Annotated in this window: 14 protein-coding genes and 2 pseudogenes; 4 read left to right on the forward strand and 12 right to left on the reverse strand. The window is 63.2% G+C overall.

What is annotated here, in order from left to right; genetic code table 11:
* Positions 1 to 130 precede the first annotated feature (130 nt).
* Both V5F68_RS23565 and V5F68_RS23570 read right to left on the reverse strand, forming a co-directional pair.
* On the reverse strand, positions 131 to 1024 hold the full coding sequence (locus tag V5F68_RS23565; RefSeq protein ID WP_182575008.1) for a ribose-phosphate diphosphokinase: 894 nt from the start codon (positions 1022 to 1024) through the stop codon (positions 131 to 133).
* Positions 1024 to 2526 carry a thymidine phosphorylase family protein gene (locus tag V5F68_RS23570; RefSeq protein WP_182575007.1) on the reverse strand — a complete coding sequence of 501 codons (1503 nt, stop codon included), beginning with the start codon at positions 2524 to 2526 and terminating at the stop codon, positions 1024 to 1026. Before V5F68_RS23570 ends, V5F68_RS23565 begins: the two co-directional genes overlap by 1 nt.
* Positions 2527 to 2690: 164 nt before the next feature.
* On the opposite strand from V5F68_RS23570, the gene V5F68_RS23575 reads away from it, so the two are divergent.
* Together V5F68_RS23575 and V5F68_RS23580 are read left to right on the forward strand one after the other, a co-directional pair.
* The gene (locus V5F68_RS23575) at positions 2691 to 4286 is read left to right on the forward strand and encodes an MBL fold metallo-hydrolase (RefSeq protein ID WP_182575006.1); all 1596 of its coding nucleotides are present in this window, start codon (positions 2691 to 2693) and stop codon (positions 4284 to 4286) included.
* Positions 4287 to 4289: 3 nt separating this feature from the next.
* A pseudogene (locus V5F68_RS23580) lies at positions 4290 to 5063 on the forward strand (class II glutamine amidotransferase).
* A gap of 18 nt (positions 5064 to 5081) precedes the next feature.
* Here V5F68_RS23580 and V5F68_RS23585 read toward each other — a convergent pair.
* From V5F68_RS23585 to V5F68_RS23630, 10 genes and pseudogenes are all read right to left on the reverse strand, one after another.
* Positions 5082 to 6398: an APC family permease gene (locus tag V5F68_RS23585; RefSeq protein WP_246340881.1), complete on the reverse strand. Its 1317-nt coding sequence runs from the start codon at positions 6396 to 6398 to the stop codon at positions 5082 to 5084.
* A 474-nt stretch (positions 6399 to 6872) separates the two neighbouring features.
* A pseudogene (locus tag V5F68_RS23590) lies at positions 6873 to 7526 on the reverse strand (ArdC family protein); the annotation flags it as partial.
* A 362-nt stretch (positions 7527 to 7888) separates the two neighbouring features.
* Entirely contained in the window at positions 7889 to 9634 is a 1746-nt protein-coding gene (locus tag V5F68_RS23595) for a DUF2326 domain-containing protein (RefSeq protein ID WP_322432480.1), read from the reverse strand.
* Positions 9631 to 9858: an ABC-three component system middle component 6 gene (locus tag V5F68_RS23600; RefSeq protein WP_394012925.1), complete on the reverse strand. Its 228-nt coding sequence runs from the start codon at positions 9856 to 9858 to the stop codon at positions 9631 to 9633. Before V5F68_RS23600 ends, V5F68_RS23595 begins: the two co-directional genes overlap by 4 nt.
* Positions 9855 to 10499, reverse strand: coding sequence for an HNH endonuclease (locus V5F68_RS23605; RefSeq protein WP_394012924.1), 645 nt, complete (start codon positions 10497 to 10499; stop codon positions 9855 to 9857). The genes V5F68_RS23600 and V5F68_RS23605 overlap by 4 nt, the downstream gene beginning before the upstream one ends.
* An 88-nt stretch (positions 10500 to 10587) precedes the next feature.
* Positions 10588 to 10971, reverse strand: coding sequence for an XRE family transcriptional regulator (locus tag V5F68_RS23610; RefSeq protein WP_394012923.1), 384 nt, complete (start codon positions 10969 to 10971; stop codon positions 10588 to 10590).
* A 1-nt stretch (position 10972) separates the two neighbouring features.
* A complete protein-coding gene (locus V5F68_RS23615; RefSeq protein WP_509274591.1) occupies positions 10973 to 11266 on the reverse strand; it encodes a type II toxin-antitoxin system RelE/ParE family toxin in 294 nt (97 codons plus the stop codon).
* An 87-nt stretch (positions 11267 to 11353) separates the two neighbouring features.
* Positions 11354 to 11656, reverse strand: a complete 303-nt coding sequence (locus tag V5F68_RS23620; protein ID WP_322432485.1) for a helix-turn-helix domain-containing protein — start codon at positions 11654 to 11656, stop codon at positions 11354 to 11356.
* Positions 11649 to 13061: a tyrosine-type recombinase/integrase gene (locus tag V5F68_RS23625; RefSeq protein ID WP_322432486.1), complete on the reverse strand. Its 1413-nt coding sequence runs from the start codon at positions 13059 to 13061 to the stop codon at positions 11649 to 11651. Before V5F68_RS23625 ends, V5F68_RS23620 begins: the two co-directional genes overlap by 8 nt.
* 366 nt (positions 13062 to 13427) lie before the next feature.
* The gene (locus V5F68_RS23630; RefSeq protein WP_394012922.1) at positions 13428 to 14465 is read right to left on the reverse strand and encodes a zinc-dependent alcohol dehydrogenase family protein; all 1038 of its coding nucleotides are present in this window, start codon (positions 14463 to 14465) and stop codon (positions 13428 to 13430) included.
* A gap of 435 nt (positions 14466 to 14900) precedes the next feature.
* Between V5F68_RS23630 and V5F68_RS23635 the strand changes: the two genes are divergently transcribed.
* Both V5F68_RS23635 and V5F68_RS23640 read left to right on the forward strand, forming a co-directional pair.
* Positions 14901 to 16169, forward strand: a complete 1269-nt coding sequence (locus V5F68_RS23635) for a metallophosphoesterase family protein (RefSeq protein ID WP_394012921.1) — start codon at positions 14901 to 14903, stop codon at positions 16167 to 16169.
* Between the two features lie 2 nt (positions 16170 to 16171).
* Positions 16172 to 19690, forward strand: a complete 3519-nt coding sequence (locus tag V5F68_RS23640) for an ATP-binding protein (protein WP_394012920.1) — start codon at positions 16172 to 16174, stop codon at positions 19688 to 19690.
* Positions 19691 to 19809 lie beyond the last annotated feature (119 nt).

Raw genomic sequence — 19809 nt, forward strand, 5'->3', positions numbered from 1 at the left:
GTAGGGCCGCAACGGGTTGGGCTTGATCTACGTGCCACGCTCTCCAGAGATCGTCTCACTCGGGTCAGCAGCGGCATCCTCCAGCTCGACGCTTGCGAAGCCCATGGCGCAAAGCCCGAAGGGTTATGGGTCATTCGATTCCCATACGCAGCGCCTCAGCTAGGAGGGGTGCGAGGTGGATCTTGTTCGTGGCGTGGCGCACGCTGTCGGTCGAGACGATTCGGGAGACCCCAGCAGTATGTAGCGCTGCAGTGTCTGTTCCGGAGCTCAGCATGTGCGTTGCGAACAGTTCAACGCGATCTGCTCCCGCATCCAGAAGATGACGGGTGGCGGCGCAGACGGTCGACCCCGACGATACAACGTCATCGACGATGACTGCCGTCCGTCCCTTGACGCGATCCAACCCGGCAATCTCGATGGCGACATCGCGATCGCCGCGGCGCACCTTCCTGCCGACGAGAACATCAAGTGCCGATGCTTTCGCGGCAGTCTCGACCCATTGTCGGGATTCCCAGTCAGGCCCGACGAGGACAGCGTCCTTCCCGGCATTGTTGGCGGTGATCGCGCGACCCAGAAGGAGCGCGGCGCTCAACTGCGTAACAGGTATGCTGAAGACACTGTTCAGGTCGTGCGTCCGATGCAGATGCGGGTCGACGGTGACCAGCCCTTCGAATGCATCTGACAGAAGTCCGGCAACAACCCTCTGGCTGACTGCCTCGCCCAGTTGGAAGGCCACGTCCTGGCGCATGTAGCAGAGATACGGTGCTACGAGCACGATGGACCGGACGCCCGAGTCCCGTAAGGCGGACGATGCGAGCAGAAGGTCAACCAGCCGATCATTCGGATGATCGAGACTGCAATAGATGACCGCTGCTCCCGTCTCCGGCGCTATCCGTACCAGGCTTTCGCCGTCCGGAAACCGCCGCAGTTCAATCCTCCTGAAATCCGAGCCGAGTGCTTCCGCGAGCCGCCGCGCAGGTTCTTCATGATCGCCGAAGGCGTGGACGGTGGACCAGACGGGCATCAGGGCAAACTGGCGGGTGCCACCGCAAAGCCGACATTGCGTTCGGCAGCTTCGGTTGCCAACGCCAGGTCTCCTGCGTGGGCCGCATGAATCCGATAGACGACTTCGCCTGCCTCTACGACTTCGCCTGTCTTCCTAAGAAGATCGATGCCGGCGCCGCGATCGAGTGGAGCGCCCGCCAACCGGGCGATCCGTGCCAATCGGTAGCAATCCATGTCTCGGACCTTCCCGCTGACTTTCGCATTCACCTCATGGGTCAGCTCGCCGAGATTGAAGGTCATGGACGGGGGGCCCTGCAACCTCATTATTCTTTCCATCGAACGCAAGGCGGAGCCTGAGTCCAGCAATTCCCTGGCACGTGCATAACCGGTTCCGCCGCGGCACGCCGGATCCAGTTCGATGATGCGCGCGGACAGCTGCAGGGACTTTTCGCGAAGGTCCGAAGGCGCGTCCGCCTCACACCGCAACACGGCCATGACGTCACGCGCTTCCAGCACAGGCCCGATGCCCCGCCCGATTGGTTCGGCGGCCGGAGTGACGGCGACATCGATGTGCAGTCCGAGCCGGTCACCGACAAATTCGAACAGTTTTCTCAGGCGCACCGCATCTTCCATCCCGCGGACCTTTGCGGACTGTCCAACAGGAATATCCACCACAAGATGCGTAGATCCTGCCGCCACCTTCTTTGACAGGATGGAAGCCACCATCTGCTCACGCGTGTCGATCCCCAGCGGGCGCTGCACCGAGATCATGATGTCATCGGCTGGCGAGAGGTTCACGTTGCCACCCCAGACGATGCAGCCACCACACTCGTTCACGACATGGCGCATTTCATCTACCGACAGGTTGACGCGCGCAAGCACCTCCATCGTATCGGCTGTGCCCGCCGGAGATGTGATGGACCGCGATGATGTCTTGGGGATCGTGAGGCCGTAGGCCGACACGATCGGGACGATGATCATTGAGGTACGATTGCCAGGAATCCCACCGATGCAGTGCTTGTCGACGACCATCGGCTGACGCCATTCCAGCTTCCTGCCGACCGCGATCATCGCTTCTGTGAGTGCCAATAGCTCGTCTGTGGTCATGAAACTCGCCGATCCGATCAGAAAGGCTGCGAGATCCATTTCGCTGTATCTGTGATGGGCTATATCGACGACGATGTTGCGGATGTCGTCCGAGGAAAGCGTGGCGCCCCTGATCTTCGAGCGAACGCTTTCGAGGCTGCGGGGAGGCACTGCGGGTGCGATCGTGACGGGAGAACCTTCCGGAAGGCCGAGGCTTGAGAAACCCTGCTCCGAGAGCCCGAGTTCGTCATCAGCAACGATACCTTCGTCGTCGGCAATGGCGAGCGATGCGAGAACTTCGCGTCCTCCTTCCCCGGTGATGCTGACCTTTTTCAGAGCTCGGTGCTGGTCGGGTCTGAACAGCTGGCAGTGCCTGTCGACATAAGCGATGCTCTCGTTTTGCGTGTCGATCCCGATGCGCTTCAGCTTCAACACTGCGGACAGATCCCTTGGGCCAAGCCCGTGATTGCCGGGCAACTCTTTCGTGCTAGGCTAGCATGGAGTTCAGTGGGCTTCGAGCTGACCGAGACGCGGCTCATGCGAAAGCCTTTCGAGGGATGGCGACAGGCCCTCTCGGCTTCAGACATTGGGAAGGGTTCATGCGCCCGGTTCTACGTTTTCACGGTGCCGCCCACGGCGTTACCGGCTCGTGTTACGAGATCGAAACCGGACAGTGTCGCGTTCTCGTCGACTGCGGCATGTTCCAGGGTTCAAAATCCGAGAAGGAGCTGAACTACGGCGATTTTCCATTCAGACCAGACGCGATCGATGCCGTCCTCCTCACCCACGCACACATCGACCACAGCGGTCTCCTTCCGAAGCTGATCAAGCACGGATTCGCGGGGCCGATCTACGCGACGTTGCCGACAGTCGATCTTTGCTCCGTCATGCTGCCGGATTCAGCGCACATCCAGGAGATGGAAGTCGAGCACCTCAACCGCCGCAACGCGCAGCGGGGCCGCCCACAGATTACGCCGATCTATACGATGTCGGACGTTACCGCGTGCATGCGCCAATTCCGGCCGGTGCAATATGGCGAATGGACAACTGTCGCGACCGGAATGCGCGCACGCTACTGGAATGCCGGACATCTGCTCGGGTCGGCCTCGGTTGAGATCGAGATCGATACCGGCACACAGGAAGGGCAGCTGCGGTTGCTTTTCTCCGGCGACATCGGGCCCGGTCAGAAGTTGCTGCAGGCCGAGCCGGATGGGCCGATCGGCGTGGACTACCTCATCTGTGAGGCCACATATGGCGATCGTGACCGGTCAGAGGTTTCCCGCGAAGGCCGCCGAGCGAAGTTGGGCGAGGAAGTCAGGCGCGCGGCCGAGCAGAGAGGTCCGCTCGTCATCCCCTCCTTCGCGGTGGAGCGCACCCAGGAACTGCTTGTGGACCTTTTCCTGCTTGCACGTGATGGCTCGACACCGTCCGGACCAATCTTCGTCGACTCGCCCTTGGCAACCCGAGCCAGCGCTGTCTTCGAGCGTCATGCTGCCGAGATAGATGGTGGACACGAATTGCTTGCCGCGCTGCGGTCCGACTCCATTCGCTTCACTGAGACCGTTGAGCAAAGCAAGGCCATCAATCGGCTCTCCGGCTTCTTCATCGTGATCGCTGCCAGCGGCATGTGCGATGCTGGCCGTATCCGCCATCATCTCAAGGCGAACCTCTGGCGACACAACGCTACGATCATGATGGCGGGCTTTCAGGCGCAAGGCTCACTCGGGCGCATTCTGCTCGACGGCGCCTCGCGGGTCCGCATCCAGGGTGAAGAGGTCGACGTCAAGGCGCGCATTGAACAGTTCGACTTCTATTCCGGCCATGCTGACGCGCCAGAACTCGTGTCCTGGGTGAAGAAGCGCTTCCCGGTGCGCCGATCGATGTTCCTCACCCACGGCGAAGAAGCCGGGCTCGATGGGTTGCGCGACCGGCTTTCATCCTCTCTGGGGTACAACCGGCTCATCCTGCCGCTCATCGACGATGCCTATGAGCTTGGCCCCGAGGCGGCCCAGCAGATCGACGTCAACAAGCCTCGTCGGCTTAAACCCGACAAAGTTGCGCGACTCGACTGGCACAACGACCTCTCCAAGCTCCTCATCGATATCACTCAGGAGGTCAACGCCGCCGCCGACGAACGATCTCGTTCGACAATCATCAGGCGCTTGCGGCGTGGGCTGGAAGACAAATCCGAATAGCTGATGCAGCCGCCGACCGATCGGGAGAGCCGCATAGTCTACAGCTACAAAGTGCGGAGCCTGGATTGCCCTGATGACCTGGCGGAATTTGCCGCCTCTGCCGCATTGTTCTGGCGCTTCCTCAGCGACTGGGTCCGGATCGTCGCGGATCACGATCTGAGCAGTCGGATCGTCGTTTCCCACATCCGCAAGGCGACGATGGGCGACGGTGCCTATCGGATTACCCAGCCCTTCATCCGGGAGCTGTCGGGTTCGGACCACCTGTTCGCGCACAACGGCTGGCTGCAGGGGATTCTCGCCGACTAGGATTTCCAGTCGAAGTCCTTTTGCCCCGTCGGAGAAACGGATGCGGAACTGGCCTTTTGCGGCCTGCTTGATCGAATGCGTTCCGTCTGGACCGTGCCTGGGGAAGTTCCCTCACTGGAGTTACGCATGGCGGTGCTCGCTTCGTGCGCGGCGGAACTGAGGGTGATGGGTCCCGCGAACTTTCTCTACTCGGACGGCGACACCCTTTTCACTCAAGGCGACCGCCGCAAGAACGGAAGCACCCGAAAAGTCGGGCCTCCAGGACTGGTATTGCTGCGCCGATACTGCTCGCGGGATTCCCGTGACGGCATGGCACCCGGCATATCGATCGAGGGCCAGGATCATTTCGTCACCCTCGTCGCCAGCGTGCCGCTGAGCGATGACATCTGGGAGCCGCTCGGCGAGGGAGAGATCGTGGCCCTGAAGGATGGAGAAGCCGTCCGGTTTCCTCTCGGCAGTCACTACGCTTGAAGCGCAGAAGATGGACACTCATGTCCGGCGCGCCGCCAGACCTGTCTGGGCGGCATAGAGTGCAAGCATGCCCACCAGCATCGTTCCGGCGAGCGCGGGCGCCTGCCAGTCGCTGCTGGTCAGCCTGACCGAAATCAGGACGAGACAGATGATCGTTCCCAGCGCAGGCACCCAACGCGGCACCTCGAACTTACCCTTCGCCTCGCTGACCCGGCCCTGTAGGACCACGAGCGCGCCGTTGACGATCGCGAACACCACAAGCAGCATCAGCACCGAAGCCGACGCGAGCTGGGCGATGCTGCCGAAGAACGCCAGGGGGAGAAGCAGCACAAGGAGAGCGAGCGTTGCCAGATAGGGTGTCTGTGTCCGGGACTGAACCTTGCCCAGGGCGGCGGGAAGAAGGCCCTGCCGCGCCATGCCATAGATCATGCGCGAACTGGTGACGTAATTGACGAGCGCCGTGTTCGCGACGGCGAAAAGGGTGATGCCAGCGAACACAGCAACCGGGATGGCGGGTGCGGCCCTGCGCATGACTTCGGTCAGAGGGCCCGGAGCTTCCGCGAGTTCCTGCCACGGCACGACCGAGATGGCCGAGATGGCGACAGCCACATAGATCGAGGCGCCCACGACCATCGCGCTTACCAGCGCCACGGGAATCGTGCGCTGCGGATCGCGGCATTCCTCGGCGACGTTGAGGATGTCCTCGAACCCGATAAAGGCGAAGAAGGTCAGCACCGCGCCCTGGAAGACCAGCACGATCAGGACGTCGTTGCCGGGCAGCCCCGGGGTCTCCAGCAGATCGACCGAGCCCCAGTAAGGAATGCCGACCGCGATCACCAAGAGAAGCCCCGCCGCCTCGATCAGCGTGCAGGTGACGTTCACCCACATCGCCTCACGAATGCCTCGCAGCACCAGCCCGGTCAGGACGAGCAGGAATCCGATTGCGATCGCCCAGATCGGCAGCATCGCCATTCCGGTGACCGAGGCGAGATTGACGGCAAAGACCTGCGATTGGGTCGCGATGGACGTCAGCCCGGAGGCGACGACAGAGAGGCCGACGACGAAGCTCAGGAGCGGCATGCCGAAGGCACGCTCGGTGACGAAGGCGGCACCACCCGCTCGCGGATAGCGCGACCCAAGCGACGCATAGGACAGCGCCGTCAGCAACGCCGCAACCATGGCCACCAGGAAGGCCAGCCAGACTGTATTGCCTGCCAGCCCGGCGGCCTGTCCGATCAGGCCATAGATGCCGGAGCCGAGCATGCTACCGAGGCCGTAGAGCGTGAGCTGAAACGGCCCTATCGACCGTCGCAGCTTCGTCTCGGGGAGCTCCAAAGTTTTCACCTGTGTGTTGGCTGTTGAGCCAATCCGTCTGCTGATCGTCGGCGAACCCTATGTTTATCCGTATCAACTGCGGAAGTCTTGGGTCTGAACCACGAACGCGCCGAGCTTTGTGTTCGCGTGACGCGAGCGGCGGCGAGTGATACTGCCCATTCAGTTTTCAGCCTGTAATTCCCGACGAGGGCCAAAGGGCGTTCTGGACGTGCCGGGTCAAGAAGAAGTCTGACTGCTATTAGGTTTGAAGGCGAACGGTGTGGACGACCGGCGTTGGGGCGCGTTGCGGTCGAAGTGGGGCGGCCACCTGAATGGCCGCTTTTCCGACTCCACCGCTCAGAACCGGACGGGCAGGAATCCACCCCATACTCGCCTTCTTCAAAGCGCTCTGATTATGCCGAACTGCCGCATGGCCGACAGCAGACGCAGCAGCCGCCGAACTCGGCCATGCGGCATAATCCAGCTTACGGCATAATGCCCGAGCTCGTGCAGCGCGGTCCTGTGCCAGTTTATCGGCTCGAAATAGGCTTGCGGCGGCGGTACGACCACGTAGTCGTCGGCGGGGACGTAGAAAGCCCGGTCGCCGCCGATGCGAAAGTCGATACCGGTTGCCCGGATCAGCGCTTCGACCCTCGGCTCGATTAGGCCAGGCGGCGGTGGCGGCATGGTAATGGCTATGTCGTCCGGCAAGCACTCGCACTGCGCCGTATTGAACACGGTGAAGCGCTTGAGGAACGGAATGGCGTGGGCCTCCTCGCCGGTCTCGCGCGCCCGCCGCTTCACGTCCTCCGGCACGAAGCGGTCGGCATAGACGACGGTGGTGCCTTGCTCGCCCTTGCGAACGTTTCCGCCGAGCGCGGCCGCCTGGCGATATGTGAGCCAGCCCTGACCGGGAAAGCCGTGCTGAACGACGGCGCCCCAGAGGATCAGGATATTGATGCCGCTATAGGTGCGGCCGGTGCTGGCATTCTTCGGCAGGCCGAGCGGCGCTTTGGCCGTGGACTTGCCCCAAGGCTGGACCCAGGGGAAGCGGCCGGCCTCAAGTTCGGCGATGATCTTGCCGGTGATCTCGTCATAGAGGTTCGCCCGGTCCGAGCCGGCGCGTGGGGTGCGGTCATGTCTGGACATCGCGGTTCTCCGCGACGGGCGCCGGGAGCCTCTCTCCCAGCCCTGAACCCGTCACGGCAAACCCGTCCGCACTCTCACTCTAATGGGGGCGTTGCGAGGTCTCCCCGCAGAAGGGGGTGTGTCGGCAACAAAGTGCCGACAAGGGGGAAGGCTTTCCCCCGCAAAACCTCAAACGCGTAGAAGCGCAAATCCGCGTTAACGGCAATGAGAATTGTCGCGACAATCGTCGCCCCCTTATCGGTCGCTCCGGCCAGGTTGGAAGCTGCCGTCAGCAGCAGGCACCAAGCATCAATGCCGGTTTGCGGATGGCGGCCGCCTCTGTAACGAACCGCTCCCAATATGAGGAGCGGAGTCGACCCCCGTCAGAACCGGAACCCGAGCAGACTACCGCTCGGATCGGTATCCGTTAGACGCAGACGGATAAGCGCCTCAAAGTCGAAGCCCTGCGAAAAGTCGCTGACCGGAACCATGTCGGTGTTGAGGGTACAGATATATTGAAAGTCGTATTTCTCGGCCATCGCTGCCGCGAGTTCGAGCGCATGGGCGCGCTGACGAGGATCGACGCCGTCGAAGATTGTGCTGTCATGGATCAGGAAGTCGATCCCGAGACCGCGCTGGCGCGCGAACGAGATCAGCATGAGATCATAGCAGAAGATCTTCATCTTGCTGATGCCTTCGCTCGGGCTACCGGCAATCTCGACGTCGAATTTGTATCCGGTGTCATCGATGTCGATGACCAAGCGGCCGGGCGACTTATACAGGCTTTCGGAAAACTCCGAGAAGAGGCTGAGCGCTTGTGACCAGAGCGCGCGCCGCTCTTCATAGTCGAGTGTGGTCGCGCGTTTCAGCTCGACGGTCTCGACCTTGATCGTGTCCGCCTTTGTGGTCATCTGGCGAAGCTGGGTGATCCTGTTGGTCAGTTCATCGACCTTGAGCCGCGTCGCGGCATGCAGCTCCTGCAACTGCGTCAGTTCTTCCAGCGCGCCCTGTCCGGCAAGCGCGCTAAGGTAGCCGGCACGGCGATCCGTCAGGGTCGCGATTGCTGCGTCACGCTCAATGACGGCAGCTTCCAGCGCGGCAATCTCGCCTGCGATAAACTCGCGACGGTTGGCGATGATTTGCGCGTTGAATGCCCGCGCATCGTCCAACGTCTTCTTAACGGCGCCGGGCAGGACGATGCCCGCCTCGCCGTAGAGAGCTTCCAGCCGGTCTTCGGTTGGAGCGTCTTCGCTGACCAGCGAGTCGCGGTAGCGCTCGAGGCGACGCTTATCGACGATGTTGGCGTTGACCAAGCCATGGATTTCACCAGTCAGGAGATTCGCTTGGGCCTCGATCTCCCGATACTGTGGAAGCACGCGGAAATTCGACAGGGCCTCGCGCTCACGGTCGAGCTGTGTCGTCAGACGCAGGCGTTCGGCTTCAAGTTCACCGAGGGACGCCAGTTCGCCGTCCACGGCTCCGGTCTTGATCGCCTGCTTGAGCGCATCGAGTGCGTTCTTTTGGTCCTTGAGCTGCTGCCAGGTCGCAGCCTTCTCCCAGTTCAATCCGAGAAGGAAGGCGTTGTGGACTTGGATGTCCCAGGTCTTCTGATTATCGAAATACTTGAACGGAGTGTTGTAAGCGGCGGTCTGGTTGCGCACGAAATAGGACAGCAGTGACCGCGCCGAAGGCTTGTAGCCGGACTCGGCAGACAACTCGGTTATGCCGAACAGCGCCCAGGCGAGGACGGCCCGCCATTTCTTCGCGTCGAGGCCGGGGACGCCTTCTTTGTTCGGCGTCGGACGGACAGGCCAATCATCTGTGACGCCCTCAATGGCGAAGAAGCCCGGGGTGTCGGTTGCTCGCGTCACCGCGATGTCGCGGCCGGATAGGGAAAGCTCCAGCGTGAAAGCCCAACCATGCAAAGCCTCCACGCGCAGGCCTTTTCCGGGTGAGGAGTTGCTGGCGAGGCAGAAATCGATGATCTCGATGAGGGTCGATTTGCCCAGAGCGTTCGTCGTGTCCCTGTCACCGGCCGAAGAAGATCGGTCGGCGAGGATGAGATTGAGTCCTGGCTGCAGGAGCGCGGTGTGAAAGCCCTTCTGATTGGCGCGAACAGCACGGATCATGAGCCGGTCCTGACGATGAGGCCGTCCCGGATGTCGATGGCGCCAATCAGATAGAGGAGGTTCGAGGCCAGCACGAACCGCTCGAAAGTCCCGACGTTCGGCTCCGTGCGCAGACGTTCCCAAAGACCTGAAACGGTCATGGGAATGCTGAGGTGCGCAAGCAGCGTCGCGCCGACACCGATCAGCGCCTCGTTCTGCGGGATATGTTTCGTCGGGAGAATCATTTCTCAAACACGTCGCAGATTTCGAAAAGATAGATCAGCACCGCGATGCCCGCAGTTCTGTCAGCCTGCCGACGCAGGCCGCGTTGCGCAAACGCGCACATCAGCTCAAACAGTTCGTCGCCTTTGTGGCCCTCCTTCCGGCACGCGTAATACTCTTCAAGAAAACCGGCTTTCAGCCGCTCGGGAAAGTCTGGATCGAGCTGCGCCTCGGCCTCGACATAGTCGCCTACCGTAGCTCGCGAGGTGAGACCGGCAGCGATGATGTGCCGAGATCCGTTCGACAGCGCGTTCTTCTTGATCTTCTCGTCGGGCGCAGTGAGATCGAATGATCCATTGCCAGCGGGGGCTTGGCTGGCGACCCACGACACAGCGTTCTGTAATTCGGGAAAGGCGACGTCCGCGAAGGCCTCTTCCATGGCTTGGCGGACCTGCTTTTCGTGGCCTTCCTTCAGTTGCAGAAGCGTCGCGGTCGGCCAATCGGCCTCGACCTTGTCGATGATCGTGTGGTGATCGGTGCAAAGATAGATGAGGTTTCGGACGTTATCGCGCTCGTCATCGGTCATCGAGGCGTCATAGCGGGCGGCGGCCGGCTTCTCGCCACGGATATGCGCCGCCTCGCCGACATAGGTGTCGTCGCCCACCTGGGCGTCGTAGGTGAGATGCTTGCCGCATTTCGGGAAAGCACAGACGCCGCCGCTTCGAAACGCCAGTATTATTCTCGTTGGATAACTAGCGCCCACGGCGACCGCCGATCTGCGCGCGCGTGCGAGGGCTGCGGGCCGCCGCCTGCGTAGGAGCACCGACGTCGCCGAGCTGGTGAATCCGCAATGCAGGCCGTTTCGGCAGCTTGACCGTCAGTTCGAGTTCTCCCCCCACGGCCTCGACATAGCTGCGAAGCGTGGAGAGATACATATCGGTTTGCCGCTCGATCTGAGAAACCGAGGGTTGCTTGATGTTGAGGGCGGAGGCGATCTCCGCCTGAGCCTTGCCGGCGATCTGCCGCAGCTCGCGCAGGCCTTCCACCTCCTGCTTCAAGTCCTGATACCGGGCGTCAATGGCTGCCTGCTCTTCGGGCGGAAGCGCGGCGATGATGTCGGTCAGGCTACGGCCCATCTCATTTGCCCTTCTTTGCGGATTTCAGGCTTTCCAGATGCTCTGAAAACCGTAGATCCGCCTTTGCGATTAGCGTCTTGTAGAAGCGCTTCTGGCTGACGCCAGATTTGTCGCCCGCCACAAGAACGACGGCCTTTCGCTCGGGATCGAAGGCGAAGGCCGCTCGCCATTCGCCGTCGCCGCCCTCGAACCGCAACTCCTTCATATTGGCGTGCCTAGATCCCTTGAGCGTATCGACATGAGGCCGGCCAAGCTGCGGACCGTAGTCGGCCAACAGCCTGGCGGCAGCGATCAAAGCGACGCGGACGTCACGCTCAAGAGTCAGAACCTCGGCCTCGAAGGCAGGGTGGAATTGGACCTCCCAACTCATATAGGTTAGAACCTATATCCGGTCAATGGAAAGGATACGAGGCGCCGCTGGCGAAGCCGTCGTTGAACGACGGCAGCTCTCCGCCCACGCGTCGAGGTCGTCGACCGCATAGCGGACCCATTTGCCGAACTTGTGGTAGGCCGGCCCCCCGCCCAGGGAGCGATAGCACTCCAGCGTATGCGCTTCGAGGGCCAGGTAACGCGCGGCCGCTTCGGTGTCGACAAAGCGGATCGGTCCTGCGTCGTCGACAAATTTCGCGCGCTTGAGGATGTCCGGCGTCGGCCAACGGCGATCAGGCTTTGCTCTGTCAGGCATGGTTCGCCTCCGTGGCCTCTGCGCGCTTCGTGCCGGGCGGAACAGAGCGGTTCTCGCCGCTCCGGTGACGGTAGGGTCGGTAGTTGCCGAGACGCGTGCGCGACGTGTAGGCGCCGTCTTCAAAACCGAGTGGCTTTCCGTCGGGGCCGAGCGCGAGCTGGGCCGCTTCGACAGCCGGCGCGACACACGGGGGTTCCGGGGCCGCCGCCATCGGGGGCGCGGAAGGCTGAACTCCGCCGATGAGGGATATGCGGCGCTGCGTGACCGCCTCGGCCGCCGCTCTTACCGGGTCATCCTCGGTGTGGACGTACTTCATGAACATGGTGACAGTCTTATGCGCGGTGAGCGCCATCCCGACTTTCACTGGAATGCCCGAATTGGCGATATCGGTAGCGGAGCGATGACGAATGCCGTGCGTCCCAATGTGCGGGAGCCCTGCGCGCTGAAGGATACGCCGCCAGCCCTGATAGTAGGTGTGCTTTGACATCGGCAGGTTCGGGTCGAAGACGGATGGGCACACGAAGGGCGACTCTTCAAGCCTGGGCGCGGTCTCGAAGAGCCGGTGCGCCTCTGCGCTCATCGGCTTCGACATTCCGCCCGTCTTGCTGTCGGGCCAGACTACGCGGCGGTTGTCGAAATCAATCCACGCCCATTCAAGCTGAAGGATTTCCGACATGCGCGCGGCGAATTCGAACTGAAGTCGGATGGCCAAGAGGATGAAGGGATGCTCCAATCCCTCGGCCTCGGCGCGGTCGAGATACTCGAAAAGCTTGCGAAGCTCCGTGTCGGTGATAAGGCGGGTCTTGCCGCGTTCCGGGTATTTGGGAATATGCCGGCAGGGGTTAGAGCCGTCTGGGCGCAGCCCCCAGACCTCGGCCATGTTGAACATCTTCCGGACGGCCGCCAGGACTCGATTGGCGTTGGTGGGGCTCTTGGCCATCTTCTTCATGAGATGCGCGATGTCAGCGCGTGTGACATCTGGCACCTTGAGATTGCCAAGGATCGGGACGATGTAGCGCTTGCCGTAACCCCGGTTGGACTCGACCGTTGTGGGTTTGTTGCGGCTTTCGGAATAGTCGGTGATGAAGCGGTCGAACAGCTCCTTCACCGTCAGCGCCTGACGGGCCGCCGCGCGCTCAGCGCTCGGGTCGACGCCACGGCGCACCTCCGCGAGCCAGTCCTGAGCAATGTTGCGCGCCTGCTCGACAGTGATCTCGCCGTAGCGGCCGATCGCGGGCTTTCGCCGCTGTCCATTGTGGGCGACGTAGGCCACCATGAAAATCTTGCGGCCGGTTGGGGTGACCTTGACGAGAAAGCCGGGTATCGTCGTATCCCTGAGTTCGTAATCGCGCTCCTGCGGGGTTGCGGCGTCGACAGCGGTCTTGGTGAGTTTGATTTTGGGCATTCCTAACCTCCTTTGAGGTCGGATTTCAGGTGCAGAATAGGTGCACCTGGAAAACCAACCGTAGCGAATATCCGGTTAGGTATGGATGCGTAGACAAGAGAAAAAAGCCATAGGCTTCAATCGGTTATCGTAAAATCGGATACCGCCGGATATACAAAGGATAGGCGATATCCGATCTCTCAAAATCCGGTTCCGAGAGGAGTGTCGGTTCGATTCCGACCGCCCGCACCATTCTTCTAAACATGATCTGGCGCGACAGGCGGCGCCCTACCGAGCAGGCATCGTGAGCCTTTGGGCGTCCCGCGATGCCGGCTTGCCGGAGACGGGATGGGCTTCGCCTCCTCGTCGCGCCACCCCGGCCAGACGCTATGCCGAAATGATGACCTTCAGGGCCTTCGTATCGGCAGCATTTGCGAAGGTCTCATACGCTTCGAGGATTTGATCGAGCTTGAACCGGTGCGTGATGAGGCGCGTCGGATCGATCTTCCCCGACTGGACCGTCTTCAACAGCATGGGAGTCGAGACCGTATCCACCAGCCGGGTGGTAATCGTGATATTCTGCGACCACAGGGTCTCGAGGTGGAGATCAACCTTCTGGCCGTGAACGCCGACATTGGCGATGATGCCTCCGGGCGCGACCAGCTGTTCGCATAGGACGAACGTCGCGGGAATACCGACGGCTTCGATCGCCGCATCCACGCCGCGCCCTTCGGTCAGGGCCTTGACCGCCTCCACCGCCGTTCCGTCGGCGGGGTTGATGGTGTGTGTGGCGCCGAATTGCCGGGCCTGGGCGAGCCGGTTGTCATCCAGATCGATCATGATGATTTGCGCCGGCGCATAGAACTGGGCGGTGAGCAGTGCGGCCAGACCAATCGGTCCGGCGCCGACGATGGCGACAGTAGAACCCGGTGCGACCTTGCCGTTGAGGACGCCGCATTCGAACCCCGTGGGCAGGATGTCGCTCAGCATCACCAAAGCTTCTTCATCGGCGCCGACGGGGATGGGATAGAGGCTGGTATCGGCGTGAGGCGTACGCACATATTCCGCCTGCGTGCCGTCGATTTCATTGCCGAGAATCCAGCCACCGGTGGTGCAGTGCGAATACATGCCGCGCCGGCAATAATCGCACTTTCCGCAGGAGGAAATGCACGAGATCAGCACATGGTCGCCGGCATGAAATGACGTGACGCCAGGACCGACGGCCTCGATGATGCCGACGCCTTCGTGCCCGAGGATGCGGCCCGGAGCACAAGTTGCGACATCGCCTTTGAGAATATGCAGGTCAGTGCCGCAAATGGTCGTCTTCACCATCTTCACGATCGCGTCGCCCGGCGCCTGGATCTGCGGTTTTGCGCGTTCTTCCAAAGCCTTCTGTCCAGGCCCGCGGTAGACAAGCGCTTTCATGGGATTCTCCTCCTTTGGTCGTCCGGCCCGGCAGGTGCAAGCTTCAATGGCCAGTGGAGCGGCTACGCAGCCGGTTCATCCGCCGAGCCGCCGCTCGCGGAGCTGCCGGAGGGGCAGAAAACGGCATTGCAGGCTTTCGTTGCCCGCCCGGCTCGGCCGATCGACTAAAAAATACCGTAACAGTAAGGCCCAGATAAGTTCTTGAGACGTATCAAGACGGCGGCGCACTCTCGGCACTCATCGCCGTCCGGCTGGCCACCCCGCCGGCGCGAATGGAGGGTGGTCTTCGCGCCCGAGATGGCGCGCTGGAGGTCGAAATCTCTTGAGGACAGCGCCACCCGCGCAGATTTAAAGCTTGTGATTGCGCGCCACCCGCTGGAGACTCCGGCGCCGTATCGACTTTGCGGGTGGGGCATTCCTGCGGGAAGAAGTGCGTTGCCGTTCCGTTTCATCCATGCCGCAGACATTCACCTCGATTCTCCGTTGCGTTCGCTTGCCTTGCGCAATCCCGATCTCGCCGCGCTGATCGGCACCGCGACGCGGCGCGCCTTCGTTCGCATCATCGATCTATGCCTCGAGGAGCAGGTGGACGCGCTGGTGCTCGCCGGCGATCTCTATGATGGCGACCAGACCTCCATGAAGACCGCCCGGTTCCTCGGCGAGCAGATGCAGCGCCTCGCTGCGGCTGGCATCGGGGTCTTCATCGTTCGCGGAAATCACGACGCGCTGTCCAAGATTACGAAGGAGCTGACGTTTCCGGATAAGGTCAAGATCTTCTCCAGCCGCGCGGAAGCCGTGCCGGTGGGACGTGCGCCCGGCGACTTCCCGGTGGTGATCCATGGCTTGAGCTTCGCCCAGCCGCACGCTCCCGAAAGCCTCCTCGCCAAGTACAAGCCTCCGGTGGAGGGCGCGGTCAATATCGGGGTTATGCACACGAGCCTTGCGGGCGCGCCGGGTCATGATCCTTATGCGCCCTGTAGCCTCGCGGACCTGCACGCGACGGGATTTCGCTATTGGGCCCTTGGCCATGTGCATAAGCGCTCCGTGGTGGAGGGCGCGTGCTCCATCGTCATGCCCGGCATGCCGCAGGGGCGCGACATCAATGAGGCAGGGCCAAAATCGGTCACGCTGGTGACCATCGCCGACGATCGCTCGATCCACATCGAGGATCGCGCCACCAGCATCGCGCAGTTCGCGCGTGTGCCGGTGGACGCAACGGGGATCGAGGATTGGCGCGATCTGGTTGCGGCCGTGGGGCAGGCGTTGGAGCAGGAGCGTTCGCGCGTCGGCGCGGAGCACCTCGTCGCTCGCGTCGAGATAAACGGGCGAACCCCTTTGGCGTGGCGCATGCGGCGCGATCTGGACCTGCTGAAAACCGAGGCGGACGCTCGCGCCTCGCTGATCGGCACTTGTTGGATCGAGAAGCTGGACGTGGGCGCCGCGCCGGCGCCCGTGTCAGCGGCGTCCACGGCGGACCCGCTGCACGAACTGCATCAGCTGATCCAGGGAGAAATCATCCGCTCGGATTCGTTTCAGGCGGACCTGATCGCGATCGTGGAAGAATTGCGGGTCCAGCTTCCCCCCGAATGCCGCGATGCGCTCGGTTCGGATGAGGGGGCGTTCAAGGCTGTCCTCGCCCAGCTTGCACGCGAAGGGGCCGAGGACGTGATCGCGCGGCTCCATGCGGCGGGCGGGGAGGCCTAGCCGTGCGCCTCCAACGCCTCGACCTGACGCGCTATGGCACGTTCACCGACCGCAGCATCGATTTCGGCGAACGGCGTGAGGGGCAGGCGGACCTGCACATCATCTATGGCCCCAACGAGGCTGGTAAATCCACAACGCTGGCGGCGTTCCTCGATCTGCTGTTCGGCATCGGCGCCCAGAGCCCGTTCGACTTCCTGCACCCCTATTCGACGATGCGGATCGGCGGACTGCTGGAGATCGAAGGCGGCGCGCGCATGTTCGCGCGCATCAAGCGGCCGCAGAACAGCCTGCTGGACGCCGACGGCCGACCGGTGGCTGAGAGCGCCATTCGCGGCGAACTGGGAGGCATCGACCGCGAGGCCTATCGCACGATGTTCTCCCTTGATGACGAGACGTTGGAAAAGGGCGGCGAAAGCATTCTCGCCAGCAAGGGCGATCTGGGCGAACTTCTGTTTTCGGCCAGCGCGGGCCTCGCCGATCTCAGCCGCAAGCTGCTTGAGCTGAAGGGCGAGGCGGATCGCTTCTTTAAATATCGTGCACGCAGCGGCACGCTGGCGGATCTGAAGGCGCGCCTTGCAGAGCTGAAAGGTGAACGCGAACGCGTCGATACATTGGCCTCGGATCATGCACGGCTCACGGAGGTTCGCGATCGCGCAGCCGCGCAATATGAGGCCGCGATCCTCCAACGCACCCAGGTGCACGGGCGGATGGAGGAGATCCAGCGCCAGCTCGCGGCATTGCCGCGGCTTTTCGCATTGCGCGAATTTCGCGCGCGCCTCGCGCCGCTGGCCGCTCTGCCCGATGCGCCGCCTGGCTGGAGCGATGAGCTGCCGGAGCTGCACCGCGAGGAGATCGAACTTTCGGTTCAGATTCAAAATGCCGCCGCCGAGGTCGAGCGGCTAGCGACCGAGGCGGACCGGATCGTCGTGGATGCCGTCGCGCTGGGCCTGTCCCACCGGGTGGCGCAGCTCGCGGATCTCCGCGCGCGCTATGTGACGGCGGAGAAGGACATCCCCGAACGGCGCCTGCAGATGCGGGAGGTGGAACAGGCGATCGCTTTTCTCCTCGCACGGATGGATCAGGAGGGCGAAGCGGAGCCGCATCGCCTGATCCTGAAAGCCGCCACCGTCGGCCGCTTGCGGGACCTGATCGAAGCGCGCTCGGGCATCGAGGCCGCGACACGCGGGGCCGCCGCAGAGCTGGCTGAGGCGCATCGCCATCTGACGGAAGCGGAGGCGAAATTCCAGGCTGCCAGGACCGATCAAGGCTCCGCCACGATTGCGGACGCCTCGGCGGGGTGGGAGCGGGCGATGCGAGGCTTGGCGGCCATCCTCGCCGCCGTGCGCGCGAGCGATCCCCGTGCGCGTCTGCGACCGGCGGAACGCGCCTGCGAGGCGGCGAAGGCGGCGCTTGGCGACCGGGTGCGGGCTTTGGAGCCGTGGCGCGGCGATCCGGCGGGCCTCATAGCCATGCCCTGCCCATCCTTCGAGGCAATCCAGGGGTGGAAAGCGGCGCGGAGCGAAAACGCACGCGCCCTGGCGCGCCACCTTGGCGACATTGAGCGGCTGACGGGAGACACACTGCGGCTTGAAGCCGAGTGCGCCGCCATCGCCGGGATGACCGGGGTGGTCACGGACCAGGAGGCGGCCGCGACGCGCAGTGCACGCGAGCAGGCCTGGGCCACGCACCGCCGCGACCTCGCGCCGGCCTCGGCGGATGCCTTCGAGGCCGTGCTTCGGCGCGAGGATATCATCGCCGCTGGCCGGCTCGCCCATATGGCCGATCTGGCAAAGCTGCATCAGAGCCGGCAGGCGCTGGCGGTGACCGAGGCCGAGCTGAAGCGCGCGGTCGAGCTCAGGGATGCGGCAGCGGCAACAGCTCAGGCGCAGGAGCGCGCGGTTTCGGATGCGGTTCGCGCTATGGCGCCTTCGCTTGCCGAAACCATGGCCCTGCCGGACCTCGAACAATGGATGGCGCACCGCGAGAAGGCGCTGGAGGCTTATGTCGATCTGCGTGAGGCGACTCAGGAGCTCGATGAGGTGCGCGTCGCCGTCGTGGATACGGCACGCCAGGTTCTGGCTGGGCTCACCGCTGCGGGCCTGATCCCTCCAGCCGATGCCGCATTGGACGTCTTGCTCGCGCTGGCCGACGAAGAGGTGGACCGCGCCGCCGGGCTCAGGACGCTGCAAGAAACCGTCGAGGAACGGCGGCGCGACATGGCGCGGCGCGCGAGCGCCGTTGCGCAGGCGGAGGACGCGGATCAGGCCTGGACCGCCGACTGGGAAGCCGCTTGCCGCACCTGCTGGCTGGGCGAACGCGGGGACATGCCTACGCTCGGGGCTGTGCGTGAAATTCTCATCGCCGTGGCGGAGCTGGCGCCGGCGCTCGAGAAGCAGGCCGGCTTCCGCGATCGCATCTCAAAGATGGAGAAGGACCAGGCGCTGTTTCGCACGGAGGTGCTTGCTCTTGCCGAAGCCCTTGGGCTTGAGGCCGGAACAACGCCGGTCCTCGACCTCGCCCAGCGGATCGCCGAAAAAGCGCAGGATGCGGCCGCCGAACAGGCACGCCGCACGAAAGTGCTCGTGCAGCTCGACGAAGCCCGGGAGCGGAAGCGCACTCTTGCGGAGGCCGAGACCCTGCATGCGCGGCGCAAGGCGCAGATGACCAGCTTCTTCGCAGTCGCCTCGCTCACGGAGGTGGCCGCCAAGCTGTCCGACATTGCGCGGCGGGCCGAGCTGCGCCAGCAGGCGCAGGAGGCCGCGCGCGACGTGCGCGATACCCTCCGCCTCGACGACCTGGAACAGGCGGAGCAGCTTCTGGACGCCGCCGACCGGCCCGCCCTCGACGCGGAGCTGCTGGAATTGAAGGCTCGCTTCGATGATCACGACAAACGGTGCCACGAGCTTTTCGCCGTCCGCAGCGCCGCGGTCGATCAGGTCGAGGCGATCGGCGGCGATTCCGCGGTGGCCGCGATCGAGGAACGGCGGCGCACGATCCTGCTGGAGATCGAAGACGGGGCGATGCGCTATCTGCATTTGCGTGCCGGCACGACCGCCACGGAGCAGGCGCTGCGGGTCTATCGTGAGCGCCACCGCAGCTCGATGATGATGCGCGCCTCCGAGGCGTTCCGCACTATCAGTCGCGGCGCCTACGCCGGGCTCGCGGCCCAGCCGGCGAAGGAGGGCGAGACCCTCATCGCACAAGCGGCAGGCGGCGGCTCGAAGGCGGCCGACACGCTCTCAAAAGGCACGCGCTTCCAGCTCTACCTGGCCCTGCGTGTCGCCGGTTACCATGAATTCGCGCGCGCCCGCAGTCCGGTGCCGTTCATCGCCGACGACATCATGGAGACCTTCGACGACTTTCGCGCGGAAGAGGCCTTCCGCCTGTTCGCCGAGATGGCCGAGGTGGGGCAGGTAATCTATCTGACCCATCATCGGCATTTATGCGATCTGGCCCGGATGGTATGCCCGACCGTGCGCATTCATGATCTTTCCCCCGCGGCGCGGGCAGCGGCGGAATGAGGATTGAAAGCCTCGACCCGCGGGCTGCAGCCGGGCATGCTTGGACTAAGGGCGCCTCTTGCCCCGGCTGAACCACCGCCGCCAGAGCGGACCTCAATCGAAACTCACCATTCGGACAA

Source organism: Roseixanthobacter pseudopolyaromaticivorans (genome assembly GCF_043195145.2).
Classification (GTDB): domain Bacteria; phylum Pseudomonadota; class Alphaproteobacteria; order Rhizobiales; family Xanthobacteraceae; genus NCEH01.